Below are 21,708 nucleotides of genomic sequence, written 5' to 3' on the forward strand. Positions count from 1 at the left end.
GAGACCATGAACACGACTCGCACCCGCGCCGCGGTGACCGCCAGCCTTCTGGCGGTGACGTCCGTGGTGGCGTCCTGCTCGGCGGCGGACGGCACGAGCTCGTCGGCGGATGCGTGCGGCTACGCCTTCGTCATGCAGGACCCGATGACCGGCAGCACCGCCGAGCAGACCATCAAGCGCGGGCTCGACCGCGCGGCGGACGAACTGGGCGTCGAGATCGACGTCACCGACGGCACCGGCATCGCCGGCGTCGCGGACAACCTCCGGGCGGCGGCGGCCAAGGGCTGCTACGACGCCATCGGCGTCCCGTTCTTCGCCAACGGCGACGCCGTCACCCAGGTGGCGGCCGAGTATCCCGACCAGGCCTTCTACATCGCCGGCGGCATCGCCAGCGGCCCCAACGTCACCTCGTTCAACGCGGCGAACGAGGAGGGCACCTACGTCGCCGGAGCGATGGCGGCGGCCATGACCGAGTCGGGGACCATCGGTGTCATCATCGGCGACGAGTCGCCGACCCTGCTCCGCTACAGCGACGGCTTCGCCGCGGGCGCGGCGAGTGTCGATCCGTCCGTCGAGGTCATCACCACCGCCGTCGGGTCGTTCACCGACCCGGCCAAGGCCGGCTCCATTGCGACCAGCCAGGCATCGGCGGGCGCCGACGTCATCTACAGCGCCGCCGGCTCGAACCTGCAGGTCTACGCCCTCGGTGCGGAGAAGGAGTACCGCACGATCGCGTCGGACCTCACCGACTGGGCCACCGTCAGGGACACCCAGCCGGCGCTGGCCTTCATCGCCGCGCCGACCGAGGACAACCTCAACTTCGCCATCATCTCCGCGTACGCCGACGGCTCGGTCCCGGGCGGCGAGACCCGTGAGCTGGGGCTGAAGGACGACATTTTCGAGATCCCCTACGTCACCGGCCCGGCCAGCGACGACTTCGAGTTGCCGGCGGAGGTGGTCGAGGCCGGGACGACCGCCTACGACCACATCCTGTCCGGCGGCTCGGCCGGCTGATGACGCCGCAGGCGGCGGGCCCGCCGGTCCACGTCCGCGCCGCCGGACTGGCGAAGTCGTTCGGCCCGGTGCGCGCCCTGCGGCGGGCCGACCTGACCGTGACGGCCGGCCGCATCTCGGCGCTGGTCGGTGAGAACGGCGCGGGCAAGAGCACGCTCATGCAGCTGATCTCGGGCGACCTCAGCCCGGACGCGGGTGCGCTCGACGTCGGCGTCCGGGTCGGCCTGGTGCGCCAGCAGCTGTCCACCGTCGACGAGCTCTCGCTGCTGGAGAACATCGTGTTCGGCGCCGAGGACGCGGCCGGGACCGGCGCGTGGCCGGGCCGGCTGCTCGGCGGCATCAGCTGGAGCGCCCACAAGGAGGGCGTCCGCGACCTGATGGCCCGCACCGGCATCGTCGTGCCGCTGGCCAAGCCGGCCGCGGAGGTCCCGGTCGGCGTCCGCCAACGCGTCGACATCCTCTCGGCGCTCTATCGAGGAGCCCGCTGCCTGCTGCTCGACGAACCCACCACCTACCTGACGCCGCGCGAGGTCGACACCCTGTTCGAGGTCATGCGCGATCTCGCCGCGGGCGGCATGAGCGTCGTGTTCATCAGCCACCGGTTGCGCGAGGTGGTGCAGCACTGCGACGAGGTCAACGTGCTGCGCCGGGGCGAGAGCGTGCTCCACCTCCCGGCGGCGCCGTTCGAGCTCGGGCGGATCGGCCGGGCCATGACGGGCGGTGACGACGCGGCCGGTGGCGAGGCGACCGGCGCCGCGCGGCCGGCCGGCGCCCCACCAGGCGTGCCGGTGCTCGACGTCGGCGGACGGCTGAGCGTGCGGGCCGGCGAGATCGTCGGCATCGCCGGAGTCTCCGGCAACGGCCAGAACGAGCTCCTCGACACCATCGCCGGTCTGCAGCGCTCCGCGGCCCACCTGCCCCTGACGATCGACGGGCGGGAGGTGTCGAGGTGGTCGACGCGGGCCCGGCGCGCCGCAGGACTGCGCTTCATCCCGGAGAGCGTCAAGGAATCGGGCTCGGCGCCCGCCGCCAGCATCACCGACAACGTCATCTCCGCCGTCCCGCCGCCCGGCCTGCGCGGCCGCCTCGGCCTGCTGCGCCGGGGCAAGGCGGACCAGCTCGCCCGGTCGCTGGTGGAACGTGCCCGCGTGGTGGCGAGCAGCACCCGCCAGCCGGCGAGCGAACTCAGCGGCGGCAACCTCCAGCGGGTCGCGGTCGCACGTGAGCTCGGTGACGGCGCTCGCATCCTGCTGGCGCACGAGCCGACCCGAGGAGTCGACTTCGCCGGCGTCGCGCTCATCCATGCCCAGCTCCGGGAGTTCACCAGCCGGGGTGGCGCCGTGCTCCTGGTCACCTCCGACGTCGACGAACTGCTCGCGCTCAGCGACCGGGTGCACGTCATCGACCGTGGCCGGCTCGGCCGCGACTACGAGCGCGACGAGCTGACCCTGGGGCGCCTCGGAGAACTCCTCGGCGGCCTCGGCCACGACGTCGCGGCGGCGCGGCACGAGGAGGTCCCATGACCGGCGCACGACGAGCTCTGACGATCGTCCTGGTCGCGGCGCTCGGGCTGGCGGTCGTCGCCGTCCTGCTCGCGGCGCTGCAGGGTGTCGACCAGGTGGCGCCCGGCTTCGCCTCGTTCTTCGCCGGAATCGGCGGGACCGACACCGCCCTGGCCTCGACCGCCCGGACCATGACGCCGATCCTTCTGATCGCGGTGTCGGCCAGTGTCTCGATCCGGGCCGGCCTGTTCGACGTCGGGCAGGTGGGGCAGTACGTCATCGGCGGCCTCGCCGCGGCCACCGCGGGCACGGTGCTGCCCGGCCCGGGCGTCGTGGTCGTCGTCGGGTCCCTGCTCATCGGTGCACTGGCCGGCGGGGCGTGGGCCTGCGCGATCGGCGGGCTGGCCGTGGCCACGCGGGTCCAGCTGGTCGTGCTCACCCTGATCGCCAACTACTTCGCCGACGGCCTGGCCCGCTTCATCACCCGGACCACCCTGCAGGATCCGGACGCGCACAGCATCGTCGCGACCCGCACGATCCCGCAGGACGCGTGGCTCCCGGTGCTCGTGCCAAGGACGTCGCTGCACCTCGGCTTCGTCATCGCCATCGTCGTCACGGTCGTCGTGTGGGCGATCGTCCGGTACACCGTCGCCGGGCACCGCCTCACGATGTACGGCCGGAACCCGAAGTTCGCGACGCTCGCCGGAGTCGATTCGCGTCGCTACCCGTTGACCGTGCTGCTCGGCAGCGGATCCATCACCGGCCTCGCCGGCGCCATCGAGGTCTTCGGCGTCTACCACCGCTTCCAGGACGGGACCCTCGGCGGGCCGAGCTCCGTCGCGTGGACCGGCCTGACCGCGGCCATCCTGATCCCGAGCGGCCTGCTGATCATGCTTCCGGCCGCACTCTTCCTGGCCGGCCTCACCACCGGCCTGGCCGGTGTCCAGCGCGACATCGGCATCACCGCCGGGATGGGCACCCTCGTCCAGGGCGTGCTGATCGTCATCGCCGCCGTCGCGCTCACCAGGCAGGCGCCGCGCGCACGCGGCACGGACCGAGCGGCGCCCACGCCACCGCCGTCACCCGAACCGGCGATGAGCACGGCCAAGGGGGAATCCTGATGGGCTTCTGGTTCGGCACCGACCTGTGGCAGCTCACCCTTCAGGCCACGGCCGCACTGCTGTTCGTCTCGTTCGGCGTCTACCTGCCGATGCGCGCGGGCGTGCTCGTGCTCGGCGCGGAGGGGGCGATGCTCTTCGGCTGCTTCGGCGCCATCGCGGCGCAGGAACTGACCGGCGGCGGCGCGCCGGCCGGGTTGCTCGGCGCGGTCGTGGCCTCCACCTGTGCCAGCGCGCTCTTCGCCGCCGTCGCGATCAGCGGCGGGGTCAACCCGATCGTCACCGGCATCGCGCTGAACTTCATCGCCGTGGGCGGCACCTCGGTGCTGACGGCCGTGCTGTTCGCGGGCGAGGGAACCATCGTCACGCCCTCGCTCGAGCCGCTGCCCCGCATCGACCTGCCGCTCGTCGCGTCGGTGCCATGGCTCGGCGACGTGCTCAGCGGGCAGACCATCGTGCTCTACGCCGCCGTGCTCACCACCCCGCTGCTGACGCTGTGGCTGCACCGGACCCGCGGCGGGTTGACGACGCGCGTGGTCGGCAGCGCGCCCGCGGTCGCCGTGGCCGCCGGGCGTTCCCCGGCCCGCACGCAATGGCTCGCCCTGGTCGTCGGCGGCGCGTTCGTCGGGCTCGGCGGCGCCCAGCTGGCCCTGGCCTCCGCGGCGCAGTTCTCGCCGGGCATGACCAACGCCCGCGGCTTCATCGCGCTGGCGCTGGTGCTGATCGCCGCGCAGCGGCCCTGGCTGCTGCTGCCGCTGGCCATCACGTTCGCCTACTTCGACACGCTCGGCTTCAACCTGCAGAACATCGGCCTGCCGACGGAGCTGTCCGGGGTGCTGCCGTACGTCGCCATCATCGCCATGCTGGCCGTCCCCAGCGTCGCTCGCCGGTTCCGGCCGGACACCGCGGCCGAGGCCGGGGAGAGCCGGGTGGTGGCGTGACGGCGGGTTCGGCGCTGCCTCCTCGTCCGCCCGATGCCAGGGTCCGGCTGCTCGCCACCAACGACCTGCTGGCCACGGTGGCGCCGCTGCCTGCCGGACCCGGGCGGGCCGGCACCGTCGACGGCGTCGCCGGCCTCCTCGAGCTGGAGAGCCGCCGTGGTCCGGCCGTCTGGCTGGACGCGGGTGACTTCACCGGCGGACCGCTGTGGTCGCTGACCGGACGGCGGGACTGGGCGCTGGTCGCCGACCTGCCGATCGGCGCTGCGGCGGCCGGCAACCACGAGTTCGACGAGGGGACCGACGCGGCTCGGAGCGGCGCCGGAGCCCTCGCGTTCCCGCTGCTGTGCGCGAACGCCGACGCCGGCCTGGCGCCGACCCGGCTGATCGACACGGCCGCCGGTGTCGTCGGAGTGATCGGCCTGACCCATCCGCAGGTGCATCGGCTCGCTCCGGGCCCGGAGCCGGTGGGCGATCCGGCCGGCCTCGTGCGCGACCACGCGAGGCGGCTGCGGGAGGCCGGCGCGGACTGGATCGTCGTCCTGCAGCACGACGGTGTCGAGTGGTGGCCGGAGACGTCGCGGCCGGGCGTCCGCAGCAGCCGGTGGCTCGACGACATCCGCGGCTGGAGCTCGCATGCCGACGTCGTCCTCGGCGGGCACACGCTCGGCCGCTGGTCCGGCCGGCTCGGCTCCACGGTCGTCGGCCACGCCCATCCGTTCGCGGCGTCCGTCCTCGTCGTCGACCTCACCACGTCGGGCGCGGTGCCGGCCGGCTTCGCCGCCGTCGCGCCCGCGGCGCCCGGTTCGGACGTCCGGCGGGCCGCCGCCGAACACCTGGCCGCGGCGGCCGCGGAGCGCATCGGCACCAACCCCACCCCGCTGACCAGCGTGCCGGGAGCCGGCCCGTACCTGCCGTCGGTCGTCGCCGACGCCTTCCGGTCCACGGGCCGGGCCGACGCCGCGTTCGTGCCGCCGCACGCCTTCTTCACCCAGGCGCCCGTCGACGGCGCCGGCGCGGCCCTCGCCGCGGGCCCCGTCAGCGAGCTCGACCTGCACCGCCTGTTCCCGTTCCCCGACGACGCCGTGATCGTCGCCCGCATCGATGCCGGCGAGCTGGGCCGGCTGAGACGCGCCCATGACCAGCGCACCGACCCACGGACGCCCGGCAACGACCACCTCTGGTGGAACTGGAGCCGCACACCGGCCGGAGTCAGCGACCCGAAGGAGAACCCGCACACCGTGGCCCTGCTCGAACACGTACGTCCCCTCGCCGAGTCGTGGCTCGGCCGACCGCTGGCGGTCGACGACCGGTTCAGCGCCCGCGACGCGATGCGGGGGTACTTCCGGTGATCGCCCCGCCGCGGCCACCTGCCGTCGTCGCCGTCGACTGGAACGGAACCATGGTCGACGACGCGGAGCGGGCCTGGCGAGCCACCCGCGCGGCGCTCGCGATCGTCGATCAGGAGGCTTTGACGCCCGCGACGGCGGACGCCTTCCGCACCGGCTTCCGGTTGCCGATGGACGCCTACTTCGCCGCCCTCGGCGTCCCCGCCGACGCCACCGGCCGCTGCGTCGACGAGTGGAACGCCGCGATGAGCGCCGCGCCCACCGTCCTCGCGCCCGGCGCCCGGCACCTCCTCGACGTCGCCGGGACGCTCGGCGTGCCCGTGGTGGTCGTCAGCGGCGCCGACGAGCGCGTGATCCACGGCGATTGCCGTGCCCAGGGGCTGACGGCCCTGATCAGCGAGGTCCACGGCAACGTGCACCCGAAACGGGAGGTCCTGCGCCGCTACCGATCGAAGGGGCCGCTGCTGTACGTCGGCGACACCCGGTACGACGTCGCGGAGGGGCTCGGGGCCGGTGCATGGACCGTCGGCGTCGACTTCGGCTACGGCAGCCGGTCCGAGCTCGCGGACGCGCACACGATCGTCAGCGACCTGCGCGACGTCGCCCGGATGCTCAGCGGCGTCCCGTGACCGTCGTCCGTACCGAGGTGCTGTGGCTGTCGGGTACCGTCCAGGACGAGCTGACCCTGCTCGGCCTGGCCTTCGTCCTGTGCGGAGCGATCGGCGTCGAACGGCAGCTCTCGCAGAAGAGCGCCGGCGTCCGCACCCACCTGCTCGTCGGCATGGGCTCCGCCGGGTTCACCCTCATCTCCGCGTACGGCTTCGCCGGGGTCGACACCGCGACGGCGATCATCGACCCGTCGCGCATCGCCGCCCAGATCGTCTCCGGCATCGGGTTCCTCGGCGCCGGCGTGATCTTCCTGCGCCGCGACGTCGTCCGCGGCCTGACCACGGCGGCGACCATCTGGCTGACCGCGGCGGTCGGCATGGCGTGCGGCGCGGGGCTGGTCCTGCTGGCCGTGTCGATGACCGTCCTGCACGTCGCCGCGGTGACCGTCGTCGCGCCGCTCACCCACCGCCTGCGCGGCTCGGCCGAGCGCGCCACGCTCACCGTCCGCTACCTCGACGGACGGGGTGTGCTTCGCGGCATCCTCACGGTGGCCGCCGACATGGGTTACCAGACCACCATCCGGTCGACGGAGCAGATACGGCCCGATGGCCGGCCGGAGGTGGTCGCCCGCATGCAGTTCCGGGGACGGCCACCGCTGCAGCTGCTCGTGGCGGAGCTCTCCGAACTCGCCGGGGTCGAGCGTGTCGCCGTCGCCCACGAATCCGAATGATCACGACAGGAGAGGGACCATGACCCAGTACCACCTGAAGCTCCGAGAAGGCGACGTCGCACCGTACGTGCTGCTGCCCGGCGACCCCGGACGCGTGCCACTCATCGCGGCCACGTGGGACACCGCCGAGGAGGTCGCCGCCAACCGCGAGTACGTCACCTACACCGGGACCTACCAGGGCGTGCCGATCAGCTGCACCTCGACCGGCATCGGCGCACCGTCGACGTCGATCGCGATGGAGGAACTCGCGCGCTGCGGCGCCCGGACCTTCCTCCGCGTGGGCACCTGCGGCACCTTCCAGGACCACGTCGCCAACGGCGACATCGCGATCTTCGACGCCGCCATGCGCCTCGACGGGGCGTCGCGCGCCTACGCGCCCGTCGAGTACCCGGCGGTCGCCCACCACGAGGTCGTCCAGGCGGCGATCACCGCGGCACGCCGCCTCGGCCTCCCGCATCACGTCGGCATCACGCGCAGCGCCGACACCTTCTACGCCAGCCACCCCCGCCCGGGGTCGTCGTTCAACGACTTCCACCAGAGCTGGTGGGCCGGTCAGTTCGACGACCTGCACCAGCTGAACGTCCTGGCCGGCGAGATGGAGGCCAGCATCGTCCTCGTGCTGGCCCGCGCCTGGCGGCTGCGAGCCGGAGGCCTCGCCGTGGTGATGGACAACATCCGCCACGTGTCCGGCGAGTCCGGGGTGTTCGACCCGCAGAGCCAGCTCGACCACGGCCAGGAGCACATCGAGCGGCTCGCGCGGCTGGCGAACCAGACGGTGGTCGCGCTGCACGAGCAGGACACCCGGACGTGATCGCGTTGCCGGCGGGTGCGATTCGCGGCCACGCACGCGGTGTCACAGAGGCCGCCAGCCGAGACCCTGCGCATCAGGGATTCACTCCGGCGTCTCGGCCGGGGGATCCTGGTCGTGGGCCGTGCGCTGCTTGGTCATGTCGATCACCCGCAGCATCGTCGGGTCGACTTCGTCGGCCCACTTCTCGAACCGCTCTGCTGCGGCCTCGATCTCCTCGTCCGCGTGCCGCGGCTTGCCACCTCCGCTGGTCATATGTCTCATTGTGGCGCGACATCCACGTGATCACGAGGGTGGCGGATCGATCGCCGCCGGGGTGGCTCGCGCTTTGGGTCTTCACGGCTCCGTCATCGGTTCGGCCGTGAGCGCGTGACACCTTCGACGCGATGCAGATCTCGAATGTCTGTCTGGCCGTGATCGGATGATCCACACAACCGCTGACCTGCTGGTGCCCGCGGTAGGAATCGAACCTACGGCCTTCTGCTCCGGAGGCAGACGCTCTATCCCCTGAGCTACGCGGGCTCGGGCTTGAGAAGGGTATCAGCAGCGGGCGGCGCCGGGCGAACGCGTTGGCGTCACGGCAGGGTGAGGATGCGCGGCCCGTCGTCGGTGATGGCGACGGTGTGCTCGACGTGCACGCTGCGGCTGCCGTCGTTGGTCACCAGCGACCAGCCGTCGTCGGCCATGTGGTAGCCGTCGCGGCCGCCGGCCATGAGGCTGGGCTCGATGGCGATGACCAGCCCGGGGCGCAGGTCGAGGCCGCGGCCGGCGCGGCCCTCGTTGGGTACGAACGGTTCCTCGTGCATGGCCCGGCCGATGCCGTGACCACCGAAGTCGTTCTGCATGCCGTAGCCCGCGCCCCGGCCGACGGCGGACATGGCGTGACCGATGTCACCCATGTGGCCGCCCGGCTGGGCGGCGGCGATGCCGGCGGCGAGGGTGCGCTCGGCGGTCTCGATCAGGGCGGCGTCGGCGGCCGATGCGGTGCCGACGACGAAGCTGACGGCGCCGTCGGCGTGCCAGCCGTCGACGTGGGCGCCGCAGTCGACGCTGAGCAGGTCGCCGTCGCGCAGGCGGTACGACGTCGGCAGGCCGTGCAGCATGACGTCGTTCACCGACGTGCAGATGACGCCCGGGTAGGGCGTGGCGCCGAACCGCGGGTGGTAGCCGAGGAACGACGACCCCGCGCCGGCGCCGTCGATGACCTTGCGGGCCAGCTCGTCCAGCTCCGCCAGCGACACCCCGGGCGCGGCCTGCGCCCGCACCTCGGCATGCACGGCGGCGACGACGCGGCCGGCGGCACGCATCGCCTCGATCTGGGTGGCGGTCTTCAACTCGATCATGCAGCTTCCTCGCGGTCGTGGAGCCATGTCGCGATAACTATACCGGTCGGCGCATGGTCCGGCCGGGTGGAACGCATGGTGGGGAGGTGACGCCGCGCATCTACGGCGCCGCGCGGATCGGCCCGAGCCTGGGGGCATGACGACGACACCCTGGTATCGACGCATCGCCGCGCGCTGGCCCGCCGCGCTCGGCCTCGGCATGGCCCTCGTGATGGCCGACGGTGCGGGCACCGACGACGGCATGAGGGGGTTCGCCGAGATCCTGCCGTTGCTGCCGCTGCTGTACCTGGTCGTCGCGACGTTGGAGCGACGGCGGGCGACGTGGCCGCTGCTGGGCGCCGGGTTCGCGGTGATCTTCCTGCTCCGCGCGCTGGACCTGATCTCGCCCGGCGTCGTGTTCTGGGCGGTCGCGCTGGTCGTGCTGGTGTGGAACGCCGTGGGCGGCCGGTTGCGGCGTGACGGAACGGTGCGCCTGCAGGCCGTGGGCATGCTGGTGTTCGGCGGGCTCGCCCTGGCCGGGCTGGTCGTCGACCCGGCGGCAGGACGGTATCTGGTGGCGGCCGGGTGGCTCTTCCACGGCGTCTGGGACGTCGTCCACCTGGTGCTGAATCGGGTGGTGGCCCGCTCGTTCGCCGAATGGTGCGCCGTCGTCGACGTCGTCGTGGCGGCCGCGATCGTGCTGCAGCTCTAGGGAGTCTCGACGGCGAGGCGGAGCAGTGTGACGGCCTCGTCGACGCGGTCGGCGGGCAGGGCGCCGAAGCCGAGCAGCAGGCCGCGGTACCGGCCGGTCAGCGTGAGGTCGGAGATCGCGGCGACGCTGACACCGGCCGTCGCCGCGCGCCGGGCGACCTCGACGTCGTCGAGGCGGGGGTCGCGGAACAGGGCGGGGACGTCGAGGCCGGCGGGCGCGGGATGGACGACGACGTGCTCGCCGAGGCGCCGGGTCGCGGCGCCGATCATCCGCTCCCGCCGCTGGGCGTAGACGGCCCGCATGCGCCGCACGTGCCGGGACAGCTGACCGTCGCGGACGAAGGCGGCGGCCGCCAGCTGCACCGGCGTCGGCGGCGACGGGTCCAGCACCCGCCGGGCCTTGTGCAGCGCGTCGTGCAGGGGAGCGGGCGCGACGAGGTAGCCGACGCGCACGTCCGGGCGCAGCAGCCGGGACAGCGAGCCGACGTAGAGCACCCGGCCGGACGGGTCCAGCGCGCGCAGCGGGTCGAGCGGGCGTCCGACGTGGCGGAACTCGCCGTCGTGGCCGTCCTCGACGATGACGCCGCCGGCTCGCGCGGCCCAGTCCAGCAGCGCCCGCCGGTGGCCGTCGGACATCGTGAGGCCGAGTGGGAAGTGCCGGGCCGGCCGGGTGTAGACACAGCGCACGCCGGGCGGGATCGCGTCGGCCACCAGCCCGTCGCCGTCGGCCGGGACCGGGACGACCCGCAGCCCGAGGCTGGTGAACAGCGCCGCGACGTCGCGGTGCCCCGGCTCCTCGACGGCGACCAGGTCGCCGGGCTCCAGCAGCACCCGTGCGGCCAGCTCGACGGCCTGCCGCGACCCGGTGGTGACGACGACGTCCTCGGCCTCCGCGTCGATCCCGTGGACGACGCCGAGGTGCCGTGCCAGTGCCGAGCGCAGCGCCGCCGGCCCGCCCACCCCACCCGGCCCGTCCGCCGACCGCAGCGTGTCGGCGTTCGTGTGCCGCGACAGCTCCGAGCGCCACGTCGCGAACGGGAACTGCCACGGGTCCGGGCGCGCCGGTCGCAGGTCGAACCGGACGTCGGTGCCGGCGGGCCCGCGCGACGTCGGCAGCGTGGCCCACAACCGGGCCGGCCGCAGCGGCGACGGCGGCGGCGCCGTCCGCGACCGTCGCGCCGGGCTCGCCGTCACGAACGTCCCCACCCCGACCCGCCCCTTCACCAGTCCCTCCGCGAGCAGCCGGTCGTACGCCGTCCCCACCGTGGTGCGCGACACGCACAGCTGGCCGGCGAGGTCGCGGGTCGACGGCAGCAGCTGGCCGTGCTCCAGCAGGCCGTCCAGGATCGCCTGCCGGATGCGCCGGTGGATCTGGCCGGAGAGGTCGCGCGCACCGGCGAGGGGGACGTGGAGGTTGATCCGGCGTGGCAAGGAGCGGTCCCATCGGCTGCGAGAGTGGTCTGACACCAGCAGCCAACTCGCGCGTGGCGTCACGCCGGCGTCGCGGCGACTTCACCGCGCACGTCCGCGCCGGTCACGTGGCCGATCCGTGACCGTCCGCCGCGCGACCGGCGCGATCGGCCCTTGGTGGCCGCCGGACGCCGCCCGTGGACTCGTGCCGTGCCGACCGGCACCGCCACCCGCCCACGAGGAGACCGTCATGTCCGTCACCACCCGCCTGCGTCGTCGCGTCGCCGGCGTCGTCGCCGCGGCCGCCTGTGCCGTCACGTCGCTCGTGGTCGCCGCGGGCCCGGCCGACGCCGCCAGCCTCTGGCACTGCCAGGGCACCACCACCACGGAGACGTGCACCCGCGTCACCAGCGCGCCGGCGTCGGGCGTGCGGGTCTACGACCGCATCACCGGCCGCACCTACACGCTCTACAACGGCGACAGCGTGTACATCCGCTACTGGTACCGCGACACCTCGGGTCTGTGCGGTGTCAACGGTGACCCCTACGTCTGGCAGGCGTACTGGACCAGCGCGGACGGCCAGCAGCACCGCGTGATGATCGGCGACTACTACCTCGCCACCGGCCCCGAGTCGTACTGGAGGGACTTCCGGAGCCCGTACGGCGGCACGCTCGGCAGCTGGTACGGCGGCACCGGGAGCGGCACCTGCAACGTGTTCCGTCCTGGGAACTGACGCAGCTCAGCGCAGCGCGGCGGCCAGCGCGCCCGCCCGGGGATCGTCGCTGCCGCGCAGGATCGCCATGGCCTCGTCGTGCGCGGCCCGGGCGGCGGCGGGGCGGCCGGTCGCCATCATCACCTGGACGGTGGTGAGCAGGACGTCGACCAGGCCGTCGGAGGCGGAGATCGACCGCAGCACGGTGGCGGCGCGCCCGCAGTGGCTCTCGGCGAGGGCGTGGTCGCCGAGGGCCGCGTAGCTCTCGGCGAGGTTGCCCAGCGACATGCCCTCGATGATCCGGTTGCCGTCGGCCCGGGCCAGGTCGAGCGCCTGCGCGGTGTGCTCGATCCCCTCGGTGTGACGCTCCAGCGCGGTCAGCGAGTTGCCGAGGTTGAGGTGCAGCGCCGCCAGGTTGGGCGACAGGATGGACCGCTGCGGGTCGGTGGTCTCCCAGCGCCGGGCCGCGTTCAGGGCGGCGGCGAAGTGCTCGACGGCGCCGTCGACGTCGCCGGCGGCGTGGACGGCCGAGCCGAGGTTCATGAGGACGACCGACTCCGTGCCCGGGTCGTCGGCCGCCCGGCAGCCGTCCAGCGCCCGCTGGTACCAGGGGACCGCCTCCGGCAGCCAGGCCTGCTTGAGCGCGTTGCCGAGGTGGTTCGCCGTGATGTACCCGGCGGCGGCGTCGTCGACGTGCGCCGCGGCGTCGACGGCGAGCCGGGCCAGCCCGACGTTGTCGTCGCTGTGGGCGGCGAGTTGCAGGAACCGCCCGAGCTGCCAGGCCAGCCGCCAGACGTAGCCGTAGCGGCCGAAGTCGTGGGCGCGGCGGGTCAGGAACATCAGCGCCCGTGCCTCGGTGACACACCAGGCCCGCGCGGCGACCGGGTCGTCGAACGTGAGCGGCCGCACCGCCGGGCTGGGGAAGTACAGGGTGGCGGCCCGGTGGTCGATCGGCTTGATGACGTCCACCGCGTTGCGCAGCGAGTACAGGTACCAGTCGAGGCAGCGCGACTCGGCCGCGTCCAGCTCGTCCTCGTCGTCCTCGCGCTCGGCCCGCTCGGCGGCGTCGATGCGGATGAGGTCGTGCGCCTGGTACCGGCCGCCGGACGCCGTGACGAGGTTCAGGCCGGCGAGGCGGTCGAGGATGCGGGTCGCCTGCGGCGCCGGCCGGCCGGTCACCGCCGCGGCGAGGTCGGCGCCGAAGTCGAGGGGGAGCAGCCAGGCCATCGTCCGGAACGTGTGTGCGGTGTCGGCGTCGAGGGCGGCGTAGGACCACGAGAACACCGACCGCACGCTGGCCATCGGGTCGTCGCCGTCCTCGTCCAGCGCGTCGAGTCGGTCGCGTTGCTCGCGCAGCCGCCGGATCAGCAGGTTGGCGCCCACCTCGTGCTGGGCGGCGACGTACTCGGCCGCGATGACCAGCGCGAGCGGCAGCCGCCCGCACAGCTCCGCCAGCTCGGCGAGGACCGGCTCCGCGAGCGTGACGCCGTGCCGGCGCAGCCTGATGCCCAGCAGCGACGTGGCGTCGGCGGGCGTCACCTCGCCGACCAGCACGCCGCGGGCGCCCTCGCGCGCGGACAGGCCGCGCAGCGCGCCGCGGCTGGTGACGATCGCCCGGCCCGCGCCGCCGGGGAGCAGCGGCCGGACCTGTGCGGAGTCGCGGGCGTTGTCGAGCAGCACCAGGATGGCGCGGTCGGCGACCAGCGAGCGGTACAGCCCAGCCCGCGCGTCGACGTCGTCGGGCTGCTGTTCCGGGGGCACGCCGAGGCTGCTCAGCAGCGAGCCCAGCGCCGCGCCGGGCTCCAGCGGCGGGTCGGCGGAGAAGCCACGCAGGTCGAGGAAGAGCTGGCCGTCCGGGAACGCCGACTGCATGCGGTGCGCCCAGTGCACGGCCAGCGCCGTCTTGCCCGCGCCGCCCGGACCGGTCACGGTGGCCAGCCGGGCGCCCGCGGCGGCCGGGAGACCGATCCCCATGGCGTCGTCGAGCTGGGCGAGCGCGGACTCGCGGCCGACCAGCTCGAGGTCGGCGGGCAGCTGACGGACCCGCGGCGGCGCCGGCGGGGCGACGGGGGCCGCGGCGGCGGGATCGGGCTGGCGCAGCAGCCGCGCGTGCAACCGGCGCAGCTCCGGCCCGGGGTCGACGCCGAGCTCGTCGGCGAGCCGGACCCGGACCGTCTCGTACGTGGTCAGCGCCTCGGCGCCGCGGTCGGCCGCCTCGAGCAGCCGCAGGTGCCGGGCCCACAGCGACTCGCGCAGCGGGTGCCGTTCGGTCTCGGCGCGGACCCGTTCCGCGATGCCGCCGGCCAGCCCCGCCTCCGCGCATGCGCCGCCGTCGAGCAGCAGGTCCGTGGCGCGTTCCAGCGCCCGCAGGTACCCCTCGGTGAGGCGGGGCGCCTCGAGCTCCTCCAGCCGGCCCGCCGCGGCGTCGCCGTACGGGGCGCCGCGCCACAGCCGCAGCGCGTCGTCGATGGTGCGCAGTTCGGCGGCCGGATCGGCGAGGACGCCGGCGCGGTGCAGCAGGCGGTCGAACCGGAGCACGTCGACGTGGTCGGGGTCGACGATCAGCGCGTAGCCGGGCGGCCGGCTGACGATCGACGCCGTGCCCAGTTGGCGGCGCAGCCGCAGCACCAGCGTCTGCACCGTGCGCCGCACCGACTGCGGCGGGTCGTCGCCCCACACGAGGTCGCCGAGGGTGTCGGCGGAGATCGCGGTGCCCGCGGACGACGCCAGCGCGGCCAGCACCGCGCGCTGGCGGTCGCCGGCCAGATGCACCGGCCGGCCGCCGACGAGCAACTCGAACGGGCCGAGCAACCCGATGCGCACCTCCGAACCCACCGGCACAGCATTGCGGCTCGGGCCCGGGCGTGTCGACTCGCTGACGGTGACACGCCGGAGACGTCAGTAGCCGGTCAGGCTCAGCTCGCCGATCGCGGTGAAATCGCGGCCGCCGGGACGGGACACCTCGTCGAGGCGAAGGCGCACCGTCGCCGTCTCGACCGGCGCGTCGAGCGCGAACACCTGCGGCTCGACCGTCTCCTCCAGCTCGAACGACGCCTCGGTGCCGTCGTCGAAGACCCAGGTCGCGGCCAGCACCCGGCGGTTCTGGCCGTAGCGGCGGTCGCCGCTCTCCTCGTCGACCTTCGCGTAGCCGTTGACGATGCCGACCTCGGTGATGGTGCGCGCCTCCGGCAGCGTCAGCACGATCTCCTCGCCCTCGGCGTCGCCCTCGACCCGCCAGGCGGTGCTGGGGTCGCCGTCGACCAGGTGGGCGGCGGAGTAGCCGACGGTCTCGCCCGCGCCGTCGACGCCGTCGGGCGCGGTGCCCGGCACCTCGACCTCGGCGTTCGCGGCGACCTCGCCGGCGGCCGCCGCCTCGCCGTCGTCGTCGCCGCCGGACGGGTCCTGGGCGATCAGCGCCACCGTGATCATCGCGACGACGATCAGGGCCGCCGCGGCCGCGATGACGAGGACGGTGCGCGACACCGGCTCGCGCTCGGGCGCCGGCTCCGGTTCCGGCGGCCTGGGCACCGACGCCGACGAGGGCGGCGGCGGTGGCGGCACGGGCGGCGCGAGCACGGCCACGGGCGTCACCGCTGCGCGTGGTGGCGGCGGGGGAGCGGCCGCGGCCACCGGCTCCGGCGTCGCCCCGATGGTGGCGCGGCACCTGGGGCACTCGAGCGCCAGCTCGGAGACGCGGTTCCCACACGAGCCGCAGACGGCCATCACGCTGTCCTCCTCATCGCTGCGCCGAGAGACGCTACGCGACGCCGCCGCCGGTCGTCGAGTCGATGAGTTCTCGCTGCCGCGCCGGTCAACCCCGGTATGAGCACACTGACGGTGGACATCTTCGTCTCGGCCGACGGGTTCGCGCGCGGCGAGACCTCACCCGGATACTTCGGGTACATGGGTCCTGACCTGGATGAATGGATCAATTCGGAAGGCGCGGCGCCGCAACTGGTGGTGCTCGGCCGGGTCACCTACGAGGCGCTCGCCTCCATCCCGCCGCAGGCCCGCGACGACGGCTGGCAGCGGTGGACCGAGCTGCGGAAGGTGGTCTTCACCCGCACGCTGACCGAGACCGACTGGCCGAACACCCGGCTCTGCCACGACCTCGAGGGCGACATCCGGCGGCTGAAGGAGGGCGACGTCGAGCTGCGCACCATGGGCAGCGTCTCGCTGGCCCGGCAGCTCATCGACGCCGGCCTGGTCGACCGCCTGCGGCTGATGACGTTCCCGCTGGTCGCGGGCGACTCCGGCCGCGAGCCGTTCTTCGCCGGCCTCACCGCCACCGAACTGGAGCTGACCAGCAGCCGGGTGCTCGACGGGCGCATCGTGCTCACCGAGTACCGGCCCACCGGCACCGACATCCCGCGCGGCTAGTCTGGCGAGGGTGACCGATCGTGTGCCCGAGCCCTCCGACGGCGACGAACGCGGCATCCTGCTGGGCTGGCTGGAGTTCCACCGCGACGCGCTGCGGGCGAACTGCGCCGGGCTCGACGCGGAGCAGCTGGCCGCGCGCTCGGCGCCGCCGTCGTCGTTGTCGCTGATCGGCCTGGTGCGGCACCTGACGGAGATGGAGCGGGCCTACGCCGCCTGGGCGCTCGGTCCGGGCGGGCCCTGGCGCGGCGTCTGGGGTGAGTACGCCGACGACGGCCCGGAGTGGGACTTCGACGTCGACGCGTCGGTGGTCCACGAGTCGATGGCGGCGTGGCGGCGCGAGCGGGCGCTGGCCGACGACCGCATCGCCGCGCACGCCACGCTCGACTCCGTCGGCGCCGGCAACAGGCGCAGCCTGCGCTGGAACCTGCAGAAGCTGGTCGGCGAGTACGCCCGCCACAACGGCCACGCCGACCTCGTCCGCGAGCGCATCGACGGCTGGACCGGCGAATAGGCGGCCTCGCCCGGCCCGGCTAGCGCCGCCCGTACGTCACCCGGCGCACCAGCACTTCGAACGGGCCGCGCCGGCCGCGTCGTCGCAGCTGATCGGCGACCACGACGGTGGCCGCCCACGTGGCCGTGGCCAGCAGCGCCGTCCCGGCCACCGTCAGCGTGCCGGACAGGTCGAGCAGGAACGGCGTGAACACCGCCACCCACACCACCGACTGCAGCAGGTAGCAGGTCATGGACCGCTGCCCGGTGGCACGGATCGCCTCGGTGACGCGGCCGGTGCGCCCGGTCAGCCGGGCCGCCACCAGCGTGATCAGCGCCGCGTAGCCGAACCCGCCCAGCACGCCGGACCAGTCGTGCAGCGGGCCGATGAGCTCCAGCGTCGACGCGCTGGGCACGTCGGTGACGCCGGCCAGCATGAGCGCCACCGGCTGGGCGCCGAGCACGGCCACCGTGAGGCCCACGACCGCCGTGACGGTGAGCAGCCGCCGGTGCTCGGCCGGCCGCTCCAGGACGCGCGCCCGCCCGGCCAGCAGCCCGACGAGGAACGGGCAGGCGAAGCCGATGGGGCCGCCGAGCATGACGAGGGGCTGCACCACGATGCGCTCGGAGACCATGCCGGCGAGGTCGGGCGGCAACATGGACGCGTCGGGCGGGTCGGTGGAGATCGACAGCGAGTCGGCCGACGGCAGCATGAGCAGCGCGAAGAACGCGGCGGCCGGCAGCACCAGCCAGCGGGCCCGCCAGCGCACCGTCCACGCGCCGAGCAGCAGCAGGACGCCGTACGCGGCCAGGATGTCGCCGACGAAGAGCAGCATGGCGTGCAGGAACCCGACCACGATGAGCACCAGGCTGCGCCGCCACAGCAGCCGCCGCACGCCGCGCGGGCCCAGCGCCTCGTTGCGCCGCACGAGCTGCGCCACGCCGTAGCCGAACAGCAGGCCGAACATCGGGAACGCCCGGCCGTCGACGAACGTGGCGATCAGCCACGTGACCGCGGAGTCCAGCCACGACCCGTCCATCGGGAAGCCGCCGCGCACGACGTCGCCGCGCAGGAAGTAGTGCGAGTTGGCCAGCGCGATGAACAGCAGCATGAAGCCGCGCGCGAGGTCGGGGCCGAGCGCGCGCTCGGAGGCGGCGGTGGGCCCGGCGGGGCGGGCCTGCGCGATCGTGGCCATGGTGACCAGCCTCGCGGGCGCCGGGCGGGCCGCGCATCGGACCAAAGTCGACGGCCCCGCGACCATCGGCTAGCGGCGTCAGCCACTCCTCGATGGCCCTGCGTGGCGGGCACGTCACTCGGTGCCGAGGAGCGTCGCCTCCACGTCGTCGAGGCCGGCCAGGGCGCCGGCGAGCGCGTCGCGCTCGGCGTCGGTGAGCGGCAGAGCGCGGGCCTCGGCGACGGCCGCGGCCGCCGCGGCGGTGTCGTCGGCCCGCAGCGCGAGCTCGGCCCGGTAGGCCAGCGCCTCGACGACCTCGGCCGTCCTCGCGGCGGCCCGGTGCCGCAGCAGGCCGGCGTCGAGGATCTCGGCCGCCCGCACGTGCAGGCCGTGGGAGTCGCCCATCACGACGGCGCTGCGCAGCGTCGCGGTCAGCCGGCCGGACGCGGCGTCGTCATCGGGGCCGGTGTCGGCGGCCATGATGCGGATCCAGTTGCCGCCGGGGTCGATGACGGAGAACCCGGTGCGGCCCTCGGCGTTCTTGCGCAGCCGCGGCCGGGTCATGCGCGGGATCCCGGACACCAGGACCTTGCCGTGCGCCGCGCGCATCGCCGCCGCGAACGCCTCGAACAGCGCCGCGGTGTCCGGCACGAGCACCACGCAGGTGCCGTAGGAGTCCTCGGGCACGAAGTCGGGCATCCCGAAGAACTGCAGCCGGAGGTCGTCGCGTTGCAGCGCGATGAAGGGATTCGGGCGGGTCTGGTAGTAAGTCCGGGTGAAGCCGAGCATGGTGTAGAACGCGTCGATCTCGTCGATGGACCGGCATGGCAGCACCGGCACCGTGATCTCGTCGGCCACAGGGTCCTCCTCAGGTCTCGCCGGCCATGGTGAACGCGCCCTCCTCGAGGCGCCGGACCAGCCGGTCGGTCCAGCGGGCGCCGGTGTCGGCGGTGGTCAGCCACAGCCCCAGGACCTCGCCGACCGGGCCCCAGGTGTCGAGGTCGGTACCGGCGGGCAGGTGCTCGGTGATGGCGGCGCGCCACTCGTGCATCGTGGCGGCCCGCTCGCGGAGCAGCCGCAGTGCTTCGTCGCGGGGCAGGTCCTCGATCAGGCCGACCGCCGCGGCCAGCACGTCCAGGGCGCGGTCGTGCCCGGACAGGGCCTGGCCCAGCAGGGCGAGGTACTCCTGCTCGCCGGCCTCGGTCAGCTCGTACTCGATGCGGGGCGGCCCGCCGGCGGTCGAGGCGACGGTCTCGTGGGCGGCCAGCAGTCCGTGCCGCGCCATGCTCTTGAGCGCGTGGTACACCGAGCCCGAGCTGGCCGTCGACCACTCGTGCGCGCCCCACACCTCCAGGTCGGTGCGCACCTGGTAGCCGTGCGCCCGTCCGCGCCTGCGCAGCGCGCCGAGGACCAGCAGCCGCAGCGACGTCATACCTGCCTCCCGAGAGCACTAGCCAAATTTGGCTAGTCGCAGCCTACACGCCGGAGCCGGTATTACTATCGGTGGCATGGTGCGAGTCCCGTTGACGATCTCCGAGCGCGAACGCGGCGAGCGGCTGGGCCTGGCGCTGCGCACCGCGCGCGGCGAGCGCAGCATCGCCGACGTCGCCACGCAGGCCGGCATCTCGCCCGAGACACTGCGCAAGATCGAGCGCGGCCGCATCCCCACGCCGGCCTTCTTCACCGTCGTGGCGGTCGCCGACGTTCTCGGCCTGTCCCTCGACGACCTGCTCACCGGCCTGGGCGCCGGAGAAGTCGCCGAGATGGCTACGCTTGGCCGGTGACCCCCGAACAGCTCTCCGCCGCGGTACGTGACGTCCTCACCGCCGCCGTCGACGCGGGCGACCTCGCCCTGCCCGACGGCGTGCCCTCCCAGGTGACCGTCGAGCGACCGCGCAACCGCGACCACGGCGACTACGCCACGAACGTCGCGCTGCAGCTGGCGAAGAAGGCGGGCACCAACCCCCGGGCGCTGGCCGAGCTGCTGGCCGCCCGGCTGCGCGACGTCGACGGTGTCGACGGCGTCGACATCGCCGGGCCGGGCTTCCTCAACATCACCGTCTCCGCCGCCGCGCAGGGCGAGCTGGCCCGCACCGTCGTCGAGGCGGGCGAGTCCTACGGCCGCGGCGACGCGCTGGCCGGCACCACCATGAACGTCGAGTTCATCTCGGCCAACCCGACCGGCCCGCTGCACCTCGGCCATGTCCGCTGGGCCGCCGTCGGCGACGCGCTGGCCCGGGTGCTCGAGGCCGCCGGCGCCGCCGTCACCCGCGAGTTCTACATCAACGACCGCGGCGCCCAGATGGACAAGTTCGGCGCGTCCATCATGGCCCGGGCGCACGGCGAGGCGGTGCCCGAGGACGGCTACCACGGCGAGTACGTCGCCGACCTCGCCGCCACCATCGTCAAGGAGCACCCCGGCCTGCTCGACCGCCCGCGCGACGAACAGCTCGTCGTGTTCCGCGACGAGGGCTACCGCCTGCAGCTGGCCGAGCAGCAGTCCCAGCTCGACGACTTCCGCACCCACTTCGACGTCTGGTACTCCGAGCGCAGCCTGCACGAGAACGGCCGGGTCGAGCACGCGCTCGACGTCCTGCGCCAGCAGGGGCACCTGTTCGAGGCCGACGGCGCGCTGTGGATGCGCACCACCGACTTCGGCGACGACAAGGACCGCGTGCTGCGGCGGACGAACGGCGAGTTCACCTACTTCGCCGCCGACGCCGCCTACTACGTCGACAAGCGCGAGCGCGGCTTCGACGTCTGCGTCTACCTGCTCGGCGCCGACCACCACGGCTACATCGGACGGCTCAAGGCGCTGGCGGCGTGCGCGGGCGACGACCCCGACAAGAACATCGAGATCCCCATCGGCCAGCTGGTCAAGATCGTGCAGGACGGCCAGGAGCTGCGGCTGTCCAAGCGGGCCGGCACCATGCTGACGCTCGGCCAGGTGGTCGAGGCGGCCGGCGTCGACGCGCTGCGGTACTCGCTGTGCCGTTACCCGGCCGACTCCCCGCTGACCCTCGACGTCGCGCAGATCACCAAGCACGCGCCGGAGAACCCGGTCTACTACGTGCAGTACGCGCACTCGCGGCTGGCGTCGCTCCAGCGCAATGCCGCCGAGCTCGGCATCGACAAGGGTGAGCTGCGGCCCGAGCTGCTCGACCACGAGCGCGAGTCGCTGCTGCTGGCCGCGCTGGCGGAGTTCCCGCGGCTGGTCGCCGCGGCGGCCGAGCTGCGCGAGCCGCACCGCGTCGCCCGGTACCTCGAGGAGACCGCCTCCACGTTCCACAAGTTCTACGACGCCTGCCGCATTCTCCCGTTCGGTGACGAAGAGGCCACCGACGTGCACCGTGCCCGGCTCTGGCTGGTCGAGGCCACCAAGGTGGTCATCGCCAACGGACTCGGCATGCTCGGCGTCGACGCACCAGATCGGATGTAACC

General features: G+C 73.9%; 22 protein-coding genes and 1 tRNA gene. 14 read left to right on the plus strand and 9 right to left on the minus strand.

Going from position 1 to position 21,708, the window contains the following annotated elements; translation table 11 throughout:
• The first annotated feature begins 6 nt into the window (after window positions 1-6).
• Genes BLV02_RS30770 through BLV02_RS30805 form a run of 8 tightly spaced genes read left to right on the plus strand, consistent with a single transcriptional unit; the run spans window position 7 to window position 8,071 of the window.
• The gene (locus BLV02_RS30770) at window positions 7-1,014 is read left to right on the plus strand and encodes a BMP family lipoprotein (RefSeq protein ID WP_171906773.1); all 1,008 of its coding nucleotides are present in this window, start codon (window positions 7-9) and stop codon (window positions 1,012-1,014) included.
• Window positions 1,014-2,537 (plus strand): ATP-binding cassette domain-containing protein, encoded by a 1,524-nt coding sequence (locus BLV02_RS30775; protein ID WP_069112242.1) that lies wholly within the window; start codon window positions 1,014-1,016, stop codon window positions 2,535-2,537. The genes BLV02_RS30770 and BLV02_RS30775 overlap by 1 nt, the downstream gene beginning before the upstream one ends.
• Window positions 2,534-3,637, plus strand: a complete 1,104-nt coding sequence (locus tag BLV02_RS30780; RefSeq protein ID WP_069112241.1) for an ABC transporter permease — start codon at window positions 2,534-2,536, stop codon at window positions 3,635-3,637. The genes BLV02_RS30775 and BLV02_RS30780 overlap by 4 nt, the downstream gene beginning before the upstream one ends.
• Window positions 3,637-4,575, plus strand: coding sequence for an ABC transporter permease (locus BLV02_RS30785; protein WP_069112240.1), 939 nt, complete (start codon window positions 3,637-3,639; stop codon window positions 4,573-4,575). The genes BLV02_RS30780 and BLV02_RS30785 overlap by 1 nt, the downstream gene beginning before the upstream one ends.
• A complete protein-coding gene (locus BLV02_RS30790; RefSeq protein ID WP_069112239.1) occupies window positions 4,572-5,924 on the plus strand; it encodes a metallophosphoesterase in 1,353 nt (450 codons plus the stop codon). Before BLV02_RS30785 ends, BLV02_RS30790 begins: the two co-directional genes overlap by 4 nt.
• Complete coding sequence (locus BLV02_RS36850; protein ID WP_069112238.1) at window positions 5,921-6,550, plus strand: HAD family hydrolase; 630 nt, start codon at window positions 5,921-5,923, stop codon at window positions 6,548-6,550. Before BLV02_RS30790 ends, BLV02_RS36850 begins: the two co-directional genes overlap by 4 nt.
• A complete protein-coding gene (locus BLV02_RS30800) occupies window positions 6,547-7,260 on the plus strand; it encodes an MgtC/SapB family protein (protein WP_216094291.1) in 714 nt (237 codons plus the stop codon). Before BLV02_RS36850 ends, BLV02_RS30800 begins: the two co-directional genes overlap by 4 nt.
• 19 nt (window positions 7,261-7,279) lie before the next feature.
• Window positions 7,280-8,071, plus strand: coding sequence for a nucleoside phosphorylase (locus BLV02_RS30805; RefSeq protein WP_069112237.1), 792 nt, complete (start codon window positions 7,280-7,282; stop codon window positions 8,069-8,071).
• 81 nt (window positions 8,072-8,152) lie between these two features.
• On the opposite strand, the gene BLV02_RS36855 is transcribed toward BLV02_RS30805, so the two are convergent.
• From BLV02_RS36855 to map, 3 genes are all read right to left on the minus strand, one after another.
• On the minus strand, window positions 8,153-8,323 hold the full coding sequence (locus tag BLV02_RS36855; RefSeq protein ID WP_171906772.1) for a hypothetical protein: 171 nt from the start codon (window positions 8,321-8,323) through the stop codon (window positions 8,153-8,155).
• Window positions 8,324-8,514: 191 nt separating this feature from the next.
• Window positions 8,515-8,590 (minus strand) — tRNA-Arg (locus BLV02_RS30810).
• A gap of 53 nt (window positions 8,591-8,643) precedes the next feature.
• Entirely contained in the window at window positions 8,644-9,411 is a 768-nt protein-coding gene (gene map, locus BLV02_RS30815; protein ID WP_069112236.1) for a type I methionyl aminopeptidase, read from the minus strand.
• 136 nt (window positions 9,412-9,547) lie between these two features.
• Between map and BLV02_RS30820 the strand changes: the two genes are divergently transcribed.
• Complete coding sequence (locus BLV02_RS30820; RefSeq protein ID WP_069112235.1) at window positions 9,548-10,102, plus strand: hypothetical protein; 555 nt, start codon at window positions 9,548-9,550, stop codon at window positions 10,100-10,102.
• Here BLV02_RS30820 and pdxR read toward each other — a convergent pair.
• Entirely contained in the window at window positions 10,099-11,532 is a 1,434-nt protein-coding gene (gene pdxR / locus BLV02_RS30825; RefSeq protein ID WP_171906771.1) for a MocR-like pyridoxine biosynthesis transcription factor PdxR, read from the minus strand. The two genes, BLV02_RS30820 and pdxR, sit on opposite strands and share 4 nt — an antisense overlap.
• Window positions 11,533-11,761: 229 nt before the next feature.
• Here pdxR and BLV02_RS30830 point away from each other — a divergent pair, with 229 nt between their 5' ends.
• On the plus strand, window positions 11,762-12,244 hold the full coding sequence (locus BLV02_RS30830; RefSeq protein WP_069112234.1) for a hypothetical protein: 483 nt from the start codon (window positions 11,762-11,764) through the stop codon (window positions 12,242-12,244).
• 6 nt (window positions 12,245-12,250) lie between these two features.
• Here BLV02_RS30830 and BLV02_RS30835 read toward each other — a convergent pair whose 3' ends face one another.
• Together BLV02_RS30835 and BLV02_RS30840 are read right to left on the minus strand one after the other, a co-directional pair.
• Complete coding sequence (locus BLV02_RS30835) at window positions 12,251-15,058, minus strand: AfsR/SARP family transcriptional regulator (protein ID WP_069112233.1); 2,808 nt, start codon at window positions 15,056-15,058, stop codon at window positions 12,251-12,253.
• Window positions 15,059-15,121: 63 nt separating this feature from the next.
• Window positions 15,122-15,805: a discoidin domain-containing protein gene (locus BLV02_RS30840; RefSeq protein WP_074946829.1), complete on the minus strand. Its 684-nt coding sequence runs from the start codon at window positions 15,803-15,805 to the stop codon at window positions 15,122-15,124.
• Between the two features lie 240 nt (window positions 15,806-16,045).
• On the opposite strand from BLV02_RS30840, the gene BLV02_RS30845 reads away from it, so the two are divergent.
• Both BLV02_RS30845 and BLV02_RS30850 read left to right on the plus strand, forming a co-directional pair.
• Window positions 16,046-16,603, plus strand: a complete 558-nt coding sequence (locus tag BLV02_RS30845) for a dihydrofolate reductase family protein (protein WP_069112230.1) — start codon at window positions 16,046-16,048, stop codon at window positions 16,601-16,603.
• Window positions 16,604-16,613: 10 nt separating this feature from the next.
• Window positions 16,614-17,114 carry a mycothiol transferase gene (locus BLV02_RS30850; protein ID WP_069112229.1) on the plus strand — a complete coding sequence of 167 codons (501 nt, stop codon included), beginning with the start codon at window positions 16,614-16,616 and terminating at the stop codon, window positions 17,112-17,114.
• 19 nt (window positions 17,115-17,133) lie between these two features.
• Here BLV02_RS30850 and BLV02_RS30855 read toward each other — a convergent pair whose 3' ends face one another.
• From BLV02_RS30855 to BLV02_RS30865, 3 genes are all read right to left on the minus strand, one after another.
• Window positions 17,134-18,288, minus strand: coding sequence for a DUF418 domain-containing protein (locus tag BLV02_RS30855; protein WP_069112228.1), 1,155 nt, complete (start codon window positions 18,286-18,288; stop codon window positions 17,134-17,136).
• 114 nt (window positions 18,289-18,402) lie between these two features.
• Window positions 18,403-19,125 carry a VOC family protein gene (locus BLV02_RS30860; protein WP_216094290.1) on the minus strand — a complete coding sequence of 241 codons (723 nt, stop codon included), beginning with the start codon at window positions 19,123-19,125 and terminating at the stop codon, window positions 18,403-18,405.
• A 10-nt stretch (window positions 19,126-19,135) separates the two neighbouring features.
• Window positions 19,136-19,699: a PadR family transcriptional regulator gene (locus BLV02_RS30865; RefSeq protein ID WP_069112227.1), complete on the minus strand. Its 564-nt coding sequence runs from the start codon at window positions 19,697-19,699 to the stop codon at window positions 19,136-19,138.
• Window positions 19,700-19,775: 76 nt separating this feature from the next.
• Here BLV02_RS30865 and BLV02_RS30870 point away from each other — a divergent pair, with 76 nt between their 5' ends.
• Window positions 19,776-20,051 carry a helix-turn-helix domain-containing protein gene (locus tag BLV02_RS30870; protein ID WP_069112226.1) on the plus strand — a complete coding sequence of 92 codons (276 nt, stop codon included), beginning with the start codon at window positions 19,776-19,778 and terminating at the stop codon, window positions 20,049-20,051.
• Entirely contained in the window at window positions 20,048-21,706 is a 1,659-nt protein-coding gene (gene argS / locus BLV02_RS30875; protein ID WP_069112225.1) for an arginine--tRNA ligase, read from the plus strand. Before BLV02_RS30870 ends, argS begins: the two co-directional genes overlap by 4 nt.
• Window positions 21,707-21,708: the final 2 nt, after the last annotated feature.

It is taken from the genome of Jiangella alba, from assembly GCF_900106035.1.
Lineage (GTDB): Bacteria > Actinomycetota > Actinomycetes > Jiangellales > Jiangellaceae > Jiangella > Jiangella alba.

What these genes read in the sequence shown, in the direction of transcription:
- BLV02_RS30770 (WP_171906773.1), top strand. Translation starts at nt 7, where the DNA reads ATGAACACGACTCGCACCCGCGCCGCGGTGACCGCCAGCCTTCTGGCG.
- BLV02_RS30775 (WP_069112242.1), top strand. Translation starts at nt 1,014, where the DNA reads ATGACGCCGCAGGCGGCGGGCCCGCCGGTCCACGTCCGCGCCGCCGGA.
- BLV02_RS30780 (WP_069112241.1), top strand. Translation starts at nt 2,534, where the DNA reads ATGACCGGCGCACGACGAGCTCTGACGATCGTCCTGGTCGCGGCGCTC.
- BLV02_RS30785 (WP_069112240.1), top strand. Translation starts at nt 3,637, where the DNA reads ATGGGCTTCTGGTTCGGCACCGACCTGTGGCAGCTCACCCTTCAGGCC.
- BLV02_RS30805 (WP_069112237.1), top strand. Translation starts at nt 7,280, where the DNA reads ATGACCCAGTACCACCTGAAGCTCCGAGAAGGCGACGTCGCACCGTAC.
- BLV02_RS36855 (WP_171906772.1), bottom strand. Translation starts at nt 8,323, where the DNA reads ATGACCAGCGGAGGTGGCAAGCCGCGGCACGCGGACGAGGAGATCGAG.
- map (WP_069112236.1), bottom strand. Translation starts at nt 9,411, where the DNA reads ATGATCGAGTTGAAGACCGCCACCCAGATCGAGGCGATGCGTGCCGCC.
- BLV02_RS30820 (WP_069112235.1), top strand. Translation starts at nt 9,548, where the DNA reads ATGACGACGACACCCTGGTATCGACGCATCGCCGCGCGCTGGCCCGCC.
- BLV02_RS30830 (WP_069112234.1), top strand. Translation starts at nt 11,762, where the DNA reads ATGTCCGTCACCACCCGCCTGCGTCGTCGCGTCGCCGGCGTCGTCGCC.
- BLV02_RS30845 (WP_069112230.1), top strand. Translation starts at nt 16,046, where the DNA reads ATGAGCACACTGACGGTGGACATCTTCGTCTCGGCCGACGGGTTCGCG.
- BLV02_RS30855 (WP_069112228.1), bottom strand. Translation starts at nt 18,288, where the DNA reads ATGGCCACGATCGCGCAGGCCCGCCCCGCCGGGCCCACCGCCGCCTCC.
- BLV02_RS30865 (WP_069112227.1), bottom strand. Translation starts at nt 19,699, where the DNA reads ATGACGTCGCTGCGGCTGCTGGTCCTCGGCGCGCTGCGCAGGCGCGGA.
- BLV02_RS30870 (WP_069112226.1), top strand. Translation starts at nt 19,776, where the DNA reads ATGGTGCGAGTCCCGTTGACGATCTCCGAGCGCGAACGCGGCGAGCGG.